A 16,167-nucleotide genomic window follows, 5' to 3' on the forward strand; every position below is an offset into this window, starting at 1 on the left:
TGAACGACACAAAACCCGTAGGAGCGAGGCTTGCCCGCGATGGCCGCACCGCCAATCTCAAGCTGGAACAACAGGCTCCGACAACCCGAGAAACCGGCACAACTCCCCGCGCTTGGCCAACGCATCCCGCCGCCCCAGATCAATCAATTCGCTGCAATACCCCGCCTCGAAAAGGAGATAACTCAACACCCCTGCCCCACTCGTCTTGGTCGCCCCTGGCCCACGCAGAAACAGGCGCAACGCCGCCGGTAATTCCTGCCGATGCCGCGCGGCAATTTCATCGATCGGCTGACTCGGCGAAATCACCAGCACGTCCACTGGTGCCACGCCCAGCGCACGGGTCGGCGTGCCATCGGGCAACAAGTGGCTGAACTGGTTCAGACGCTGCAACAACTCGATGTCACTTTCCAGGCTGTCAATGAACGTACTGTTGAGCATGTGCCCACCGATCTGCGCCAGGGTCGGCTGCTGACCGGTGTAGGCGCGTTGCAGCGGCTGCTCCGGATCGACCCCGCGCGGATTGCCGCTGACGCCCACCACCAGCACGCGGCTGGCGCCCAGGTGCAGGGCCGGGCTGATCGGTGCCGATTGGCGCACCGCGCCATCGCCGAAATACTCTTCGCCGATTTTCACCGGCGCGAACAACAGCGGAATCGCAGAACTGGCCAGCAAGTGATCGACGGTCAATTGCGTGGGGACGCCGATCCGCCGATGGCGCAACCACGCATCGATGGTGCCGCCCCCCTGATAGAACGTCACGGCCTGCCCGGACTCGTAACCGAACGCCGTGACCGCCACCGCCTGCAACTGCTTCTGGGCGATGGCCTCGGCGATGCCGTTCATGTGCAATTTGTCGTCGAGCAAACCGCGCAGCGGCGAACTGTTGAGCAACGCCACAGGAACCTGAGCGCCAATCCCGAGCAAACTGTGGCTGACAAAACGGCTGGCCTGGCTGATCACGCCAGGCCAATCGCTGCGCAATACCAGATGGCTGCGAAAGCCCTGCCAGAACGCGGTCAGGCGCTCGATCGCGCCACGAAAGTCCATCGCCCCACTGGCCAGGCTGACCGCGTTGATCGCCCCGGCCGAGGTGCCGACGATCACCGGAAACGGATTGTCTGCGCCCACCGGCAGCAACTCGGCAATCGCCGCCAGCACGCCCACCTGATACGCCGCCCGAGCCCCGCCGCCGGAAAGTATCAACCCTGTAACCGGTTCAGCAGGACTCATCGCAACACTCCATGGTGCTTAAAGGGATGGGTGACTCAAGCGCGTTTCTTGTACAACTTCGGCTCGCCCGGTGGACGGCTCTTGAAGCGGCGATGGGCCCAGAGGTATTGCTCCGGACATTCGCGCAGAGCGCCTTCGACCCACTGATTGATGCGGATGCAATCGGCCTCTTCGGTCTCGCCGGGGAAACCTTCGAGCGGAGGGTGGATCATCAACCGATAGCCGCTGCCGTCCGCCAGACGCTCCTGGGTGAACGGCACCACCAGCGCCTTGCCCAGCCGGGCAAATTTGCTGGTGGCCGTGACGGTGGCGGCCTGAATGCCGAACAGCGGCACAAAAATACTTTGCTTGGCGCCGTAGTCCTGATCCGGTGCGTACCAGATCGCCCGGCCGGCCCGCAGCAATTTGAGCATGCCGCGCACGTCGTCGCGCTCCACGGCCAGCGAATCGAGGTTGTGCCGCTCGCGGCCCCGGCGCTGGATGTAGTCGAACAAAGGATTCTTGTGCTCGCGGTACATGCCGTCGATGGTGTGCTGCTGCCCCAACAGCGCCGCGCCGATTTCCAGCGTGGTGAAATGCACCGCCATCAGGATCACGCCTTTGCCTTCGCGCTGGGCTTCTTTCAGATGCTCCAGGCCTTCGACATGGGCCAGCTTCGCCAGACGCTGACGCGACCACCACCAGCTCATGGCCATTTCAAAGAAGGCGATGCCGGTGGAGGCAAAGTTTTCCTTGAGCAGGCGCTTGCGCTCGTCGGCGGACTTTTCAGGGAAACACAGCTCCAGATTGCGTTTGGCAATGCGCCGTCGGTCGCCGGCCAGCCGGTACATCAAGGCCCCCAGGAGGCGACCGATAGACAGCAACGCCGGATACGGCAACTGAACAATCAGCCACAACAGCCCCAAGCCACACCACAGCGGCCAGAAACGCGGCATAAGAAATGTTTTTCGAAAACGCGGGCGATCCATTAAAGGTTCCGGAAAGACAATGGCCGCGCATTCTACATCGTTCGACCCGGCTTGCGGCTTGCGGGCGTTCTCGTTATAAGTCTCGGCACTTTTAGTGACAAGCCGTTGTATGCCGACCATGAGCCAAACCGAACCGCAAGACCAGGATCCCGTGTTCCAGTTGAAGGGCAGCATGCTCGCCATCACGGTGCTGGAACTGGCCCGCAACGACCTTGAGAACCTTGATCGGCAACTGGCCGCCAAGGTCGCCCAGGCGCCCAACTTCTTCAGCAATGCGCCGCTGGTGCTGGCCCTGGACAAACTCCCGGCCAGCGAAGGCGCGGTCGATCTGCCGGGCCTGATGCGCGTGTGCCGCCAGCATGGCCTGCGCACCCTGGCGATCCGTGCCAGCCGCATCGAAGACATCGCGGCCGCTATCGCGGTCGATTTGCCGGTGCTGCCGCCGTCCGGCGCCCGTGAGCGTGCATTGGACCCGCTGGAAGGCGTCGTCAAGAAAAAGCCGGAAAAACCGCCTGAGCCGACCATCAAACCGACGAAAATCATCACGTCGCCAGTACGCGGTGGCCAGCAGATTTATGCCCAGGGCTGCGATCTGGTGGTGATCTCCTCGGTCAGCCCGGGTGCGGAACTTCTCGCCGATGGGAACATCCATGTATACGGTCCGATGCGCGGTCGCGTGTTGGCCGGGGTCAAAGGCGACACGAAAGCCAGGATTTTTTGTCAGCAGATGAGCGCTGAACTGGTCTCCATCGCCGGTCACTACAAGGTTTCCGAGGATTTGCGCCGTGACCCTTTGTGGGGCGCGGGCGTACAAGTCAGCCTGTCAGGCGACGTGTTGAACATCATTCGGCTTTAACGGATACTGCCGCATTTTCCAAGCATCTCTAAAACGTAGCGAAAACGGCTCAAACGAAGTAGGAAAAAGGCCAAACGCAGTGTTTACCGCTGTTCTGGACCGGATTCCAGCCAAGGCTGTCCGACTGCAGTAGTTTTTCAAGAGATGTTTTTCAGGGGCTAAAAGTCCTTTTTCCTTAGGGGTGAAACACCTTGGCCAAGATTCTAGTGGTTACATCCGGCAAGGGTGGTGTGGGTAAGACCACCACCAGCGCCGCTATCGGTACCGGCCTCGCATTGCGCGGCCACAAAACAGTTATCGTCGACTTCGACGTCGGTTTGCGTAACCTCGACCTGATCATGGGTTGCGAGCGCCGCGTGGTGTATGACTTCGTCAACGTGGTCAACGGCGAAGCCAACCTGCAACAAGCCCTGATCAAAGACAAACGCCTGGAAAACCTCTACGTCCTGGCCGCCAGTCAGACCCGCGACAAAGACGCGCTGACTGTGGAAGGCGTGGAAAAAGTCCTGATGGCGCTCAAGGAAGACTTCGAATTCGTAGTCTGCGACTCCCCGGCCGGCATCGAGAAAGGCGCCCACCTGGCCATGTACTTCGCTGATGAAGCGATTATCGTGACCAACCCGGAAGTGTCCTCGGTACGTGACTCGGACCGCATGCTGGGCCTGCTGGCCAGCAAATCCCGTCGTGCCGAAAACGGCGAAGATCCAATCAAGGAACACCTGCTGCTGACCCGCTACAACCCGCAACGCGTCAGCGATGGCGAAATGCTGGGCGTCGAAGACGTCAAGGAAATCCTGGCGGTCGCCCTGCTGGGTGTCATTCCGGAATCCCAAGCGGTACTCAAGGCTTCCAACTCGGGCGTGCCCGTGATTCTCGACGACCAGAGCGACGCCGGTCAGGCGTACAGCGACGCGGTCGATCGTCTGCTGGGCAAAACCGTGGAACATCGTTTTCTCGATGTGACGAAGAAGGGCTTCTTCGAGCGCCTGTTTGGAGGTAGATAATGAATCTTTTTGACTTCTTTCGTGCCAGCAAAAAGGTCAGCACCGCGTCGGTAGCGAAAGAGCGTCTACAGATCATCGTGGCGCATGAACGCGGCCAGCGCAGTACGCCGGACTACTTGCCAGCCTTGCAAAAGGAACTGGTGGAAGTGATCCGCAAGTACGTCAATATCGGGTCCGACGACGTGCACGTCGCGCTGGAAAACCAGGGCAGCTGCTCGATTCTGGAACTCAATATCACCCTGCCGGATCGCTAGTCGATCCAGCGGGAGCCACGGCGGCTCAGGCTCTTATGCACTCCGTAGGAGCGAAGCTTGCTCGCGAACAGAGGCAACTCGGTGTATCTGATAGACCGAGTGACGCATTCGCGAGCAAGCTTCGCTCCTACAGAGTGCGGGGGCCTGAGTCGCCGTTGGCGTTTGTTACGAGGCTGTTTTAATGCCGTTGTCCAACATCCGCATCATCCATCAGGACGCCGCCGTACTGGTGGTCGATAAGCCGACCCTGCTGCTCTCTGTCCCTGGCCGGGCCGATGACAACAAGGACTGCCTGATCACCCGCCTGCAAGAAAACGGCTACCCGGAAGCGCGAATCGTCCATCGACTGGACTGGGAAACGTCCGGCATCATTCTGTTGGCCCGTGACCCGGACACTCATCGCGAGCTGTCTCGGCAATTTCACGACCGCGAAACAGAAAAAGCCTACACCGCCCTGTGCTGGGGACAACCGGAACTGGACAGCGGCAGCATCGACCTGCCCTTGCGCTACGATCCGCCGACCAAACCACGCCATGTGGTCGACCACGAATTCGGCAAACACGCCCTGACCTTCTGGCGAGTGCTGGAACGTTGTGGCGACTGGTGCCGCGTCGAACTGACGCCGATCACCGGCCGCTCCCACCAGTTGCGCGTGCACATGCTTTCCATCGGTCACCCGCTATTGGGTGACGGGCTCTACGCCCACGAGCAAGCCCTGGCCGCCTGGCCACGCCTGTGCCTGCACGCTAGCATGCTCAGCTTCACCCATCCGCAAACCGGTGAACGCTTGCGCTTCGAATGCCCGGCACCGTTTTAAGCACTGCCTGACACGCAGTCGCCTGCTTTCGCAAAAGGATACCCATCCCGATGAGCTGTACTGAATTCCCGGCAATACCCGTCAAGAAAACCCGACACCAACTGCTGTACCTGATCTATGGCAATCAGGACGTTTACCGGCGCGAAGCCAAATTCAGTATTTTGACCGCGCTGTCCCACGCGAAAAACGGCAAGCTCCCGAGCATCCGAATCCTCACGGATCGCCCTCAGGACTACGCCGGCTGGCCGGTTGAAACCGTCACCCTGACCCAGGAAACCCTGACCCTGTGGCAAGGCGAAAACGGCTATCACCATCGTCGCAAGGCCTGTGCGATTGCCGCCGGTCTGCAGTTTGCTGAAAAAACCCTGTTCGTCGATACCGACACGCTGTTCACCAGCGACCCGAACCTGATCTTCAACCAGATCCAGCCGCAGCACTACTTGATGGATCGCTTCGAGTACGACTGGCGGGACGTGTGTGAACGCCCCGACTACGTGAAGCTCGGAGGTTGCCTGCGCGCGCACGGCGTCACCGCGAACAACGGCTTCAAGCTGTACAACAGCGGATTGTGTGGCGTGACCGACCGCGACAGCGCCCTGTTCGAAGAGTCGATCAAGCTCATCGACGAATGGACCCGGGACGGTTTCGACATCCACACCATCGAGCAGATCGCCCTGTCGTTCGCGATGCGCGACAAACCGGTGTATGAAGCCAAGAAATACATCTATCACTACTTCGCGGAAAAACGCTTTTTCCATGCGATGCAGGCGTATTTCTTCTCTCAGCATGGCGAGAAGTTCAGCGCTGAGCTGGTCGAACTCTGCCGGGACGTGCCGCGCGTCAAACCCTTCCCTTCGGCCTGGCAGCGGCTGAAAATCAAATGGAAGCTGCGCAACCAGACTGGCGCCCTGAGAAAGGTCGGCCGCGATCTGCTTTACGGCAGCGCGGCGCCCGATCATCCGTACTACACCGTATGTCGCCACGAATGGTGGGAATCTGCCTCGCGGGAGATCCTTCGTTGGGACCAGGCTCGTCAGAAAAAGCTGCTGGAGACTCATCAGCACGCCTGGCCCCGGCAATTGCCCAAGCCCGAAAAGCCTGAAGATGAGCGGATTATCATGAAGTACCTGAAAAAGCGGGTAGAGGCTGCCAGCTGACGTGACCGGTTCACGTCATGCCCAAAGGCCCCGGCCAATACGTTAAACTCCCGCCCACTGCTGTCTGGAGCTTCTTATGCGCGAAGAGTTGAACCAAGGCCTGATCGATTTCCTCAAGGCCTCCCCTACCCCATTCCATGCCACTGCCAGCCTTGTTCAGCGTCTGGAAGCGGCGGGGTTTGTGCGCCTTGACGAGCGCGAGCCCTGGACCACCGAAGCCAACGGTCGTTACTACGTCACCCGTAACGACTCATCGATCGTCGCCATCAAGATGGGACGTCATTCGCCGCTGCATGGCGGTATCCGCCTGGTCGGCGCCCATACCGACAGCCCGTGCCTGCGGGTCAAGCCCCAGCCGGAACTGCAACGCCAGGGCTTCTGGCAACTGGGCGTCGAAGTCTACGGCGGTGCGCTGCTGGCGCCGTGGTTTGACCGCGACTTGTCCCTGGCCGGCCGCGTGACGTTCCGCCGCGACGGCAAGGTCGAGAGCCAGCTGATCGACTTCAAGGCGCCGATTGCGACCATCCCGAACCTGGCGATCCACCTCAATCGTGAAGCCAATATGGGCTGGGCCATCAACGCCCAGACCGAACTGCCACCGATCCTCGCACAATTTGCCGGTGACGAGCGCGTGGACTTCCGCGCCGTGCTCACCAATCAGCTGGCGCTGGAACACGGCCTGAATGCCGACGTGGTACTCGATTACGAGCTGAGTTTCTACGACACCCAAAGCGCTGCGATCATCGGCCTGCATGGCGACTTCATCGCGGGCGCGCGCCTGGACAACTTGCTGTCGTGCTATGCCGGCCTGCAAGCCTTGCTGACCGCTGAAACCGACGAAACCTGCGTGCTGGTGTGCAACGACCACGAAGAAGTCGGTTCCTGTTCGGCGTGCGGCGCCGATGGTCCGATGCTTGAGCAAACCTTGCGTCGCCTGCTGCCTGAAGGTGACGAGTTCGTGCGCACCATTCAGAAGTCCCTGCTGGTCTCGGCCGACAACGCCCACGGCGTGCACCCCAACTATGCGGAAAAGCACGACGCCAACCACGGCCCGAAACTCAACGCCGGCCCGGTGATCAAGGTCAACAGCAACCAGCGCTACGCCACCAACAGCGAAACCGCCGGGTTCTTCCGCCATTTGTGCATGGCCGAAGAAGTGCCGGTGCAAAGCTTTGTGGTGCGCAGCGACATGGGCTGTGGCTCGACCATCGGCCCGATCACCGCCAGCCACCTGGGCGTGCGTACCGTGGACATCGGCCTGCCGACGTTTGCCATGCACTCGATCCGTGAACTGTGCGGCAGCCACGACCTGGCCCACCTGGTCAAAGTGCTGAGCGCGTTCTACGCCTGCCAGGAATTGCCGTAATTTCGCGCCAATGAATGGCCGGAATGCTTTTGTGGCGAGGGGGCTTGCCCCCGTTCGAGCGCGAAGCGGTCGCAATCCGGCTAACGCGGTTCTACTGGCAGACCGCATTCACTGGCTTTGCGACTGCTTCGCAGTCGAACGGGGGCAAGCCCCCTCGCCACAGCAAACTCCCTCGCCACAATGATCGCGCTGCATTCATGACTCATCTCTGACCACCGGTCACCCAAAAGCCACCTAGACTTAAGCTACCCCCTCCGACAAGGCAGTCACCCATGATCTCTATGTCATCATTCCACGCCATGCTGATCCCCATTCTTGCCGGGATGATCATGCTGGCAATCGGCTTCAATTTTCGCGACAAAAACGCCGGTGTGTTCGCCATGTGGATCGGCATGCTGACGATCCTCGCCACCGTAGTGTTCAAGATCCTCGCCAAACTCAACGAATAAATCCTCCCCCTTGCTCGCATTGATTTTGACGGGCTCGTACACTCGGCCGATCTGTTCCTCCCGAGGTTGACCGCCTAGTGTTCGCTCGTCTTTTTGCCCTGCCGTGTTTTTTCCTTGTCTGCTTGATGACGCTGCTGCCGATGGCGCCTGCCCAGGCGGTCGGTTTACCGGGGCTGCTCAACGGCTCGGCAAAAACCCAACCGGAGGCGCAAGAACCGCTGGGGCAGTCGCTGGACGAAGTCATCAAGTCGCTGGAGAACGATCAGCAGCGAACCAAACTGCTGGCGGATCTGAAGAAGCTGCGCGACGTCACCAAAAAGGCCCAGCCGACCGCTGAACAAGGCGTACTCGGCCTGATCGGCGGCACATTGGCCAACTTCGAAAAGCAGTTTTCCGGGGCCGGCAGTCCGCTGACGCGCTGGTCCGAGGAGTTTGATCTGGCCAAGGACGAACTCGCGGCACTGATGCTGCCGGCCAGCGAGTGGCTGCCGATCATCTTTGCTTTCGCCATGATTCTGATGGTCTGGAGCCTGCTGGCCGCTGCGCTGATCTGGGTCAGTCACCGGGTGCGCATGCGCTTCGGCCTGACCGAAGAGCTGCCGCAGCACCCCAAGGCCCTGGACATGTTGCGCTTCGCCCTGCGCAAACTCGGGCCGTGGCTGATTGCCTTGGTCATGACGGTCTACATGAGCTACGCCCTGCCCTCGTCGCTGGGCAAAAGCCTGGCCATGGTGCTGGCTTATGCGTTGGTGGTCGGTACTTGTTTCTCGGCGATCTGCGTGATTGCGTTTTCCGTGCTCGACGGCCCGCATCGCCACCGCGCCTTGTACATCCTGCGCCATCAAGCCTTTCGGCCGTTGTGGCTGATCGGCAGTTTCGCCGCGTTCGGTGAAGCGCTGAGCGATCCGCGCCTGGTCGCCAGCCTCGGCAGTCACCTGGCCCACACCGCCGCCACCGTCGCCAACGTCCTGGCGGCGCTGTCCACCGGGTTGTTCATCCTGCGTTTCCGCCGGCCGATCGCCCACCTGATCCGCAACCAGCCGTTGTCCCGACGCCTGACACGCCGCGCACTCAGCGACACCATCGATATTCTCGGCACCTTCTGGTATGTGCCGGCCTTGGTGTTGGTGGCCATCTCTCTGTTCGCCACCTTCGTCTCGGCCGGCGACACCAGCACCGCACTGCGCCAGGCGCTGATCTGCACCGTGTTGCTGGTGTTGTGCATGGTCATCAACGGCCTGGTTCGCCGTCATTCGCTTAAACCGCAACGGGGTGTGAAGCGTCATGCGCTGTATTCGGAACGCCTGAAAAGCTTCTTCTACACCCTCGCCCATCTCGTGGTGTGGCTGGTCTTCATCGAATTGGGCCTGCGGGTCTGGGGCATGTCGCTGATTGCCTTCACCGAAGGCGAAGGCCATGAAGTCAGCGTCAAACTGTTCAGCCTCGCCGGCACGCTGATTTTTGCCTGGCTGATCTGGATCCTTAGCGACACCGCGGTGCACCACGCCCTCACCCGTTCGCGCAAAGGCCTGGCCAACGCCCGCGCGCAGACGATGATGCCGCTGATTCGCAACGTGCTGTTCGTGGCCATTTTCATCATTGCGTTGATCGTCGCGCTGGCGAACATGGGCATGAACGTCACGCCATTGCTGGCCGGTGCCGGCGTGATCGGTCTGGCCATCGGTTTCGGTGCGCAGTCGCTGGTCGCGGACTTGATCACCGGCCTGTTCATCATCATCGAAGACTCCCTGGCCATCGACGACTACGTGGACGTCGGCGGCCACCTCGGCACCGTTGAAGGACTGACCATCCGCACCGTTCGCCTGCGGGACATCGACGGCATCGTCCATACCATTCCGTTCAGCGAAATCAAAAGCATCAAGAACTACTCCCGGGAATTCGGCTACGCGATCTTCCGGGTGGCGGTGCCGTCCAGCATGGACATCGACGAGGCGATCAAACTGATGCGCGAAGTCGGCCAGAAAATGCGCACCGACCCGCTGCAACGGCGCAATATCTGGTCACCGTTGGAGATCCAGGGGGTCGAGAGTTTCGAGTCCGGCAATGCGATTCTTCGGGCTCGATTCAAGACCGCGCCGATCAAGCAGTGGGAAGTTTCGCGGGCATTCAACTTGTCGCTCAAGCGGCATCTGGATGAGGCGGGGATGGACCTGGCGACGCCGCGGATGAGTGTGCAGGTGATGACGGCCGGCGGTGGGCCGCAGAAGGATGTGTCTGCTTGATATCTGGGGTGGCTGTCAGGCCGCCATCGCGAGCAGGTTCACTCCTACATTTGAAATGCGTTCCAATGTAGGAGTGAGCCTGCTCGCGATGGCGGCGACGCGGTCTCCTTGGCTAAACCACATCCACCCCGACATGAATCGCATCATGCCGCCAAAACTCCAGGTCACAATCGATCAACCGCTCATGCTGATCATAATTGACCCGGGCAATCCGCAACCCCGGGCTCCCCACCGACACCCGTAACGCTGCCGCCGCATCCACCGACAACGCCGTCGGCACGATCTCGAAGCGCACCCGCCCGTAGTGCAAGTCGTAATGCCTGGCGTACAGCTCGGTGATCGACTGATTCAGATCGAAATCCAGAATCCCCGGAAAGTACTGCGGATTCAGGTAGTGCTCCACGTACAACACCAGCCGCTCATCAATACGCCGCGCCCGGCAAATCTGGATCACGCTGGACAACGCCGGCAACTGTAACCACGCACACACCGCAGCCGACGCCGGTTGTAAACGCGCCGAGATCACCTCGGTCGACGGCACCCGCCCCTGAGCACTGACCATCGCGTGAAAGTGACTGCGCTGCATCAGGTTGTAAGCCAGACGGGGTGGCGACACGAACCAGCCTCGGCGCTCCTCGCGATAAATTTGCCCCTGGGCCTCCAGTTGCAACAAGGCTTCACGCACAGTGATGCGCGTGGTACCGAACAACTCACTGAGCTTGCGCTCGGCCGGCAGTTTGCTCCCGGGCGCCAACAGGCCATGGTCGAGCTGTTCTTGCAGAACCTGCCCGATGGCTGTCACCGCTTTGGTGGTCTCGATGCGCATCAACATTACCTATCTGGACTAGACCAGCACTGTTTCGGGGCAGAACCGTGATTCAAACCGGCTCCATCAACTCCCTGCAAGCCTAGGCACTGCTTATGACTGGCAGATGACAAAGCCGCCTAACGGTTGCGCCAGACACCTGCAAATTCACGGCCAAGTCCTTTCGTATCAGCCCTTTAGCCATGGTCTACGCTTACTCGCAAGCCTGAGCACTCCCGCTTGAAAAATGTAGGCCGACCGATCGTCGACATCAAAATGTCATCAGCGGCGCCTAAATTGGCTCAGGTATTGCTGACCTAGACCAACACAACCGCAATCGCAGCGTTGAAAACGCCCAAAGGAGCTTCGGATGAAAAAGCTTTTCCTGGCATCACTGTTAGGCTCGACCATTGCCATGTGCAGCGCCGCCATGGCCGCTGATGATTTGAAAACCCTGGAAGCCGCTGCGAAAGCGGAAGGCGCGGTCAATAGCGTCGGCATGCCCGATGACTGGGCCAACTGGAAAGGCACCTGGGAAGACCTGGCCAAGACTTACGGCCTGAAACACATCGACACCGACATGAGCTCGGCGCAGGAAATCGCCAAGTTCGCCGCCGAGAAAGACAACGCCAGCGCCGACATCGGCGACGTCGGCGCCGCCTTCGGCCCGATCGCGGTCAAACAGGGCGTGGTGCAACCCTACAAGCCAAGCACCTGGGATCAGGTCCCGGACTGGGCCAAAGACAAGGACGGCAACTGGGCGCTGGCGTACACCGGCACCATCGCATTCATCATCAACAAGAAGCTGCTGCACGGCTCCGACGCCCCGACCAAGTGGGCTGATCTGAAAACCGGTAAATACAAGGTGTCCATCGGTGACGTGAGCACCGCCGCCCAGGCCGCCAACGGTGTACTGGCCGCGGCACTGGCCAACGGTGGCGACGAGAAGAATCTGCAGCCAGCGCTGTTGCTGTTCGCAGACATTGCCAAGCAGGGCCGCCTGTCCATGGCCAACCCGACCATCGCCACGATGGAAAAGGGTGAAATCGAAGTCGGCGTGGTCTGGGACTTCAACGGCCTGAGCTACAAGGCCAAGATGGCGAACCCGGACGATTACGTGGTGCTGATCCCATCCGATGGCTCGGTGATTTCCGGCTACACCACCATCATCAACAAATACGCGAAGAACCCGAACGCCGCCAAGCTGACCCGCGAATACATCTTCAGCGATGCCGGTCAGATCAACCTGGCGAAAGGCAACGCCCGTCCAATCCGCGCTGAGCACATCAAGCTGCCCGCTGACATCCAGGCCAAGTTGCTGCCTAACGAGCAGTACAAAAAGGTCACACCGATCAAAGACGCGGATGCATGGGAAAAGACTTCCAAGGCCCTGCCTCAGAAGTGGAACGAAGAAGTTCTCGTCGAGATGAAGTAATGCTTCATCTGTAGGAGCGAAGCTTGCTCGCGAAGGCGGACTGTCAGCCAACATCATTGTTGAATGTAAATCCATCTTCGCGGGCAAGCCTCGCTCCTACGGTTTTCACGATATCTAATGTTTCGCGGAGTTTTGCCCCTATGAAGCACAACGTCATCCTTGTCGTGCTCGACGGCCTCAACTACGAGGTCGCGCGCCACGCCATGGGGCACCTGCAGGCTTACGTCGGCGCAGGACGCGCGGCACTCTACAAACTGGAGTGCGAACTGCCGGCCCTGTCCCGACCGCTTTACGAATGCATCCTCACCGGCGTCCCGCCGATCGAGAGCGGCATCGTCCATAACAACGTCTCGCGCCTGTCCAACCAGCGCAGCATTTATCACTACGCCACGGAAGCCGGCCTGACCACCGCCGCCGCGGCGTATCACTGGGTCAGCGAATTGTATAACCGCTCGCCGTTCGAGGCCGCCCGGGATCGTCACACCGACAACCCCGACCTGCCGATCCAGCACGGTCACTTCTACTGGAACGACCACTACCCGGATTCGCACCTGTTCGCCGACGCCGAAAACCTGCGTCTGCGTCACGCGCCGAACTTCTTGTTGATCCACCCCATGAACATTGACGACGCCGGGCACAAGCACGGCCTCGACACCTCGCAATACCGCAACAGCGCTCGCTCGGCAGACATCATCCTGGCCGACTACCTGCAAACCTGGCTCGACGCCGGCTACCAAGTGCTGGTGACCGCCGACCACGGCATGAACAACGACCGCTCGCACAACGGCCTGCTGCCGGAAGAACGCGAAGTGCCGCTATTTGTGCTGGGCGATGCCTTCAGCTTCAACACCAGCGCCGCGCCGAAACAGACGGAAATCTGCGGCACGGTCTGCGAACTGCTGGGCGTGCCCCACGACAAACCTGTCTGCCGGGAGCTGCTCAAGTGAACTCCATGACTCGCGGCAAATGGCTGGCAGCGTTGTGCCTGGTGCCTTTCACCCTGTTCTTTATCGTGTTCGAGATCGCCCCGCTGGTCTGGGTGATGATCAACAGCCTGCAATCGGAAGAGTTCGGCTGGGGCCTGGCCAACTTCACCAAAATCTTCAATTCAAAATTCTATTTGCAGGCGATCCAGTACAGCCTCGAGATCAGTTTCTGGTCCAGCGTATTCGGCATCATCATCGCGGTGCTCGGCGCGTACTCCCTGCGCCGGGTCGACTCGAAACTGCGTAACTTCGTGAATGCTTTCGCCAACATGACCAGCAACTTCGCCGGCGTACCTTTGGCCTTCGCGTTCATCATTCTGCTGGGCTTCAACGGCAGCTTCACCATCATGCTCAAGCAGGCGGGGATCATTCAGGACTTCAACCTGTACTCGAAAACCGGGTTGATCATTCTCTACACCTACTTCCAGATTCCCTTGGGTGTGCTGCTGCTCTACCCGGCCTTCGACGCCCTGCGCGAAGACTGGCGTGAGTCCGCCGAACTGCTCGGCGCCAACGGCTGGCAATTCTGGCGCCACATCGGTTTGCCGGTGTTGACCCCTGCGTTGTTGGGCACTTTCGTGATCCTGCTGGCCAACGCACTTGGCGCCTACGCCACGGTCTACGCGCTGACCACCGGCAACTTCAACGTGCTGCCGATCCGCATTGCGGCGATGGTCTCCGGCGACATTTCCCTTGATCCGAACCTGGCCAGCGCCCTGGCCGTGGTGCTCGTGGCGTTGATGACCCTGGTGACCATCGTGCATCAGCTGCTGTTGAAGAGGAGCTACCATGTCTCGCGCTGAACTGGGGCCAGTCGGTGTCTATCACCGCGTCGTGGTGTATGTGCTGTTCGCCATTCTGTTGCTGCCGCTGGCCGGGACGCTGATCTACTCGATCGCCAGCAGTTGGTCGGCAACCATTCTGCCCAGCGGTTTTACCTTCAAGTGGTACATCCAGCTGTGGAGCGATCCTCGTTTCTTGCATGCCTTCGGGCAGTCGCTGCTGGTGTGCGTCGGCGCGCTGATTCTGTCGGTGGTGCTGATTCTGCCGCTGCTGTTCGTGGTGCATTACCACTTCCCCAAACTCGATGCGCTGATGAACATCCTGATCCTGCTGCCCTTCGCGGTGCCGCCGGTGGTGTCCTCGGTGGGGCTGCTGCAGCTCTACGGTTCCGGGCCGTTTGCGATGGTCGGTACGCCGTGGATTCTGATCGGCTGCTACTTCACCATCGCGCTGCCGTTCATGTACCGGGCGATCACCAATAACCTGCAAGCGATCAACCTGCGCGACCTGATGGACGCCGCGCAACTGCTCGGCGCCAGCACCTGGCAAGCCGCGTTCCTGGTGGTGCTGCCGAACCTGCGCAAGGGTTTGATGGTGGCGTTGCTGCTGTCCTTCTCCTTCCTGTTCGGTGAATTCGTTTTCGCCAACATCCTGGTCGGCACCCGCTACGAAACCCTGCAGGTCTACCTCAACAATATGCGTAACAGCAGCGGCCACTTCACCAGTGCGCTGGTGATTTCCTACTTCTTCTTTGTGCTGGTTCTGACCTGGGCGGCCAATATCTTGAACAAGGACAAAAGCGAATGAGCTATGTCAGCGTCCAACACCTGCAAAAAAGCTTTGCAGGCACCACGGTATTCAGCGACATCAACTGCGAAATCCAGAAAGGTGAATTCGTCACCCTCCTCGGCCCGTCCGGTTGCGGCAAGTCCACGCTGCTGCGTTGCATCGCCGGCCTGACATCGGTGGATGGCGGCAAGATTCTGCTCGAAGGTGTCGACATCGTGCCATTGAGCCCGCAGAAACGCGGGATCGGCATGGTTTTCCAGAGCTACGCCCTGTTCCCGAACATGACCGTGGAACAGAACGTCACCTTCGGATTACGCATGCAGAAGGTCAACGCCGACGACAGCCAGAAGCGTGTCGCCGAAGTGTTGAAACTTGTCGAGCTCAATGACTTCGCCGCGCGCTATCCGCATCAATTGTCGGGCGGCCAGTGCCAGCGCGTGGCCCTCGCCCGCTCTCTGGTCACGCGGCCACGGCTGTTGTTGCTGGATGAGCCGCTGTCGGCCCTCGATGCGCGGATTCGCAAGCACCTGCGCGAACAGATCCGTCAGATCCAGCGCGAACTCGGCTTGACCACGATTTTCGTCACACACGATCAGGAAGAAGCGCTGACCATGTCCGACCGGATTTTCCTGATGAATCAGGGAAAGATCGTACAGAGCGGCGACGCCGAAACCCTCTACACCGCACCCGTGGATGTGTTTGCCGCCGGTTTCATCGGCAACTACAACCTGCTGGACGCCGACAGCGCCTCGAAACTGCTGCAACGGCCGATCAGCCACCGCATTGCAATTCGCCCGGAAGCCATCGAGCTGAGCCTCAATGGCGAGCTTGATGCGCAAGTGCGCAGCCACAGCTTGCTGGGCAACGTGATTCGTTATCGGGTCGAAGCCCGGGGCGTGGAATTGGTGGTGGATGTGCTGAATCGCTCGGCGGCCGATTTGCACCCCGATGGTCAGCGCCTGGCACTTTCCATCGATCCGACTGCCCTGTGTGAGGTAGCCTGATGCCTTTGTTGATGTCGAAGA

General features: G+C 60.2%; 16 protein-coding genes. 13 read left to right on the forward strand and 3 right to left on the reverse strand.

Annotated elements, in window-relative coordinates; all coding sequences use genetic code 11:
* Nucleotides 1-57: 57 nt before the first annotated feature.
* Nucleotides 58-1,230 (reverse strand): patatin-like phospholipase family protein, encoded by a 1,173-nt coding sequence (locus tag ACIQV9_RS10595; protein ID WP_403100887.1) that lies wholly within the window; start codon nucleotides 1,228-1,230, stop codon nucleotides 58-60.
* A gap of 35 nt (nucleotides 1,231-1,265) precedes the next feature.
* Entirely contained in the window at nucleotides 1,266-2,198 is a 933-nt protein-coding gene (locus ACIQV9_RS10600) for a lipid A biosynthesis lauroyl acyltransferase (RefSeq protein ID WP_403100890.1), read from the reverse strand.
* A gap of 118 nt (nucleotides 2,199-2,316) precedes the next feature.
* On the opposite strand from ACIQV9_RS10600, the gene minC reads away from it, so the two are divergent.
* The 8 genes from minC to ACIQV9_RS10640 all read left to right on the forward strand — a co-directional run bounded on the left by minC (nucleotide 2,317) and on the right by ACIQV9_RS10640 (nucleotide 10,344).
* The gene (gene minC / locus ACIQV9_RS10605) at nucleotides 2,317-3,054 is read left to right on the forward strand and encodes a septum site-determining protein MinC (RefSeq protein WP_403100893.1); all 738 of its coding nucleotides are present in this window, start codon (nucleotides 2,317-2,319) and stop codon (nucleotides 3,052-3,054) included.
* Nucleotides 3,055-3,245: 191 nt separating this feature from the next.
* Nucleotides 3,246-4,058 (forward strand): septum site-determining protein MinD, encoded by an 813-nt coding sequence (minD, locus tag ACIQV9_RS10610; RefSeq protein ID WP_403100896.1) that lies wholly within the window; start codon nucleotides 3,246-3,248, stop codon nucleotides 4,056-4,058.
* The gene (minE, locus tag ACIQV9_RS10615; RefSeq protein ID WP_007898843.1) at nucleotides 4,058-4,312 is read left to right on the forward strand and encodes a cell division topological specificity factor MinE; all 255 of its coding nucleotides are present in this window, start codon (nucleotides 4,058-4,060) and stop codon (nucleotides 4,310-4,312) included. The genes minD and minE overlap by 1 nt, the downstream gene beginning before the upstream one ends.
* 181 nt (nucleotides 4,313-4,493) lie before the next feature.
* Nucleotides 4,494-5,129 carry an RluA family pseudouridine synthase gene (locus ACIQV9_RS10620; protein ID WP_030131660.1) on the forward strand — a complete coding sequence of 212 codons (636 nt, stop codon included), beginning with the start codon at nucleotides 4,494-4,496 and terminating at the stop codon, nucleotides 5,127-5,129.
* Nucleotides 5,130-5,179: 50 nt separating this feature from the next.
* Nucleotides 5,180-6,286 carry a hypothetical protein gene (locus ACIQV9_RS10625; protein ID WP_403100899.1) on the forward strand — a complete coding sequence of 369 codons (1,107 nt, stop codon included), beginning with the start codon at nucleotides 5,180-5,182 and terminating at the stop codon, nucleotides 6,284-6,286.
* A gap of 76 nt (nucleotides 6,287-6,362) precedes the next feature.
* Nucleotides 6,363-7,652 carry a M18 family aminopeptidase gene (locus ACIQV9_RS10630; RefSeq protein WP_027922480.1) on the forward strand — a complete coding sequence of 430 codons (1,290 nt, stop codon included), beginning with the start codon at nucleotides 6,363-6,365 and terminating at the stop codon, nucleotides 7,650-7,652.
* A 272-nt stretch (nucleotides 7,653-7,924) separates the two neighbouring features.
* Nucleotides 7,925-8,101 carry a hypothetical protein gene (locus ACIQV9_RS10635; RefSeq protein WP_178082289.1) on the forward strand — a complete coding sequence of 59 codons (177 nt, stop codon included), beginning with the start codon at nucleotides 7,925-7,927 and terminating at the stop codon, nucleotides 8,099-8,101.
* Nucleotides 8,102-8,178: 77 nt separating this feature from the next.
* Complete coding sequence (locus ACIQV9_RS10640) at nucleotides 8,179-10,344, forward strand: mechanosensitive ion channel family protein (RefSeq protein WP_403100903.1); 2,166 nt, start codon at nucleotides 8,179-8,181, stop codon at nucleotides 10,342-10,344.
* 112 nt (nucleotides 10,345-10,456) lie between these two features.
* Here ACIQV9_RS10640 and ACIQV9_RS10645 read toward each other — a convergent pair whose 3' ends face one another.
* The gene (locus ACIQV9_RS10645; RefSeq protein WP_010456716.1) at nucleotides 10,457-11,170 is read right to left on the reverse strand and encodes a UTRA domain-containing protein; all 714 of its coding nucleotides are present in this window, start codon (nucleotides 11,168-11,170) and stop codon (nucleotides 10,457-10,459) included.
* A 349-nt stretch (nucleotides 11,171-11,519) separates the two neighbouring features.
* Between ACIQV9_RS10645 and ACIQV9_RS10650 the strand changes: the two genes are divergently transcribed.
* From ACIQV9_RS10650 to ACIQV9_RS10670, 5 genes are all read left to right on the forward strand, one after another.
* Complete coding sequence (locus ACIQV9_RS10650; RefSeq protein ID WP_403100906.1) at nucleotides 11,520-12,584, forward strand: ABC transporter substrate-binding protein; 1,065 nt, start codon at nucleotides 11,520-11,522, stop codon at nucleotides 12,582-12,584.
* A 140-nt stretch (nucleotides 12,585-12,724) separates the two neighbouring features.
* Nucleotides 12,725-13,531: an alkaline phosphatase family protein gene (locus tag ACIQV9_RS10655; RefSeq protein WP_403100908.1), complete on the forward strand. Its 807-nt coding sequence runs from the start codon at nucleotides 12,725-12,727 to the stop codon at nucleotides 13,529-13,531.
* Nucleotides 13,532-13,536: 5 nt separating this feature from the next.
* A complete protein-coding gene (locus ACIQV9_RS10660) occupies nucleotides 13,537-14,373 on the forward strand; it encodes an ABC transporter permease (RefSeq protein WP_403101036.1) in 837 nt (278 codons plus the stop codon).
* Complete coding sequence (locus ACIQV9_RS10665) at nucleotides 14,360-15,160, forward strand: ABC transporter permease (protein ID WP_403100910.1); 801 nt, start codon at nucleotides 14,360-14,362, stop codon at nucleotides 15,158-15,160. The genes ACIQV9_RS10660 and ACIQV9_RS10665 overlap by 14 nt, the downstream gene beginning before the upstream one ends.
* A complete protein-coding gene (locus ACIQV9_RS10670) occupies nucleotides 15,157-16,146 on the forward strand; it encodes an ABC transporter ATP-binding protein (RefSeq protein WP_403100913.1) in 990 nt (329 codons plus the stop codon). The genes ACIQV9_RS10665 and ACIQV9_RS10670 overlap by 4 nt, the downstream gene beginning before the upstream one ends.
* Nucleotides 16,147-16,167 lie beyond the last annotated feature (21 nt).

Source organism: Pseudomonas sp. NPDC099000 (assembly GCF_044759925.1).
Classification (GTDB): domain Bacteria; phylum Pseudomonadota; class Gammaproteobacteria; order Pseudomonadales; family Pseudomonadaceae; genus Aquipseudomonas.

Coding starts and splice junctions, on each gene's coding strand:
- ACIQV9_RS10595 (WP_403100887.1), bottom strand. CDS start 1,230: ATGAGTCCTGCTGAACCGGTTACAGGGTTGATACTTTCCGGCGGCGGG.
- ACIQV9_RS10600 (WP_403100890.1), bottom strand. CDS start 2,198: ATGGATCGCCCGCGTTTTCGAAAAACATTTCTTATGCCGCGTTTCTGG.
- minC (WP_403100893.1), top strand. CDS start 2,317: ATGAGCCAAACCGAACCGCAAGACCAGGATCCCGTGTTCCAGTTGAAG.
- minE (WP_007898843.1), top strand. CDS start 4,058: ATGAATCTTTTTGACTTCTTTCGTGCCAGCAAAAAGGTCAGCACCGCG.
- ACIQV9_RS10620 (WP_030131660.1), top strand. CDS start 4,494: ATGCCGTTGTCCAACATCCGCATCATCCATCAGGACGCCGCCGTACTG.
- ACIQV9_RS10625 (WP_403100899.1), top strand. CDS start 5,180: ATGAGCTGTACTGAATTCCCGGCAATACCCGTCAAGAAAACCCGACAC.
- ACIQV9_RS10630 (WP_027922480.1), top strand. CDS start 6,363: ATGCGCGAAGAGTTGAACCAAGGCCTGATCGATTTCCTCAAGGCCTCC.
- ACIQV9_RS10635 (WP_178082289.1), top strand. CDS start 7,925: ATGATCTCTATGTCATCATTCCACGCCATGCTGATCCCCATTCTTGCC.
- ACIQV9_RS10645 (WP_010456716.1), bottom strand. CDS start 11,170: ATGCGCATCGAGACCACCAAAGCGGTGACAGCCATCGGGCAGGTTCTG.
- ACIQV9_RS10650 (WP_403100906.1), top strand. CDS start 11,520: ATGAAAAAGCTTTTCCTGGCATCACTGTTAGGCTCGACCATTGCCATG.
- ACIQV9_RS10655 (WP_403100908.1), top strand. CDS start 12,725: ATGAAGCACAACGTCATCCTTGTCGTGCTCGACGGCCTCAACTACGAG.
- ACIQV9_RS10660 (WP_403101036.1), top strand. CDS start 13,537: ATGACTCGCGGCAAATGGCTGGCAGCGTTGTGCCTGGTGCCTTTCACC.
- ACIQV9_RS10665 (WP_403100910.1), top strand. CDS start 14,360: ATGTCTCGCGCTGAACTGGGGCCAGTCGGTGTCTATCACCGCGTCGTG.
- ACIQV9_RS10670 (WP_403100913.1), top strand. CDS start 15,157: ATGAGCTATGTCAGCGTCCAACACCTGCAAAAAAGCTTTGCAGGCACC.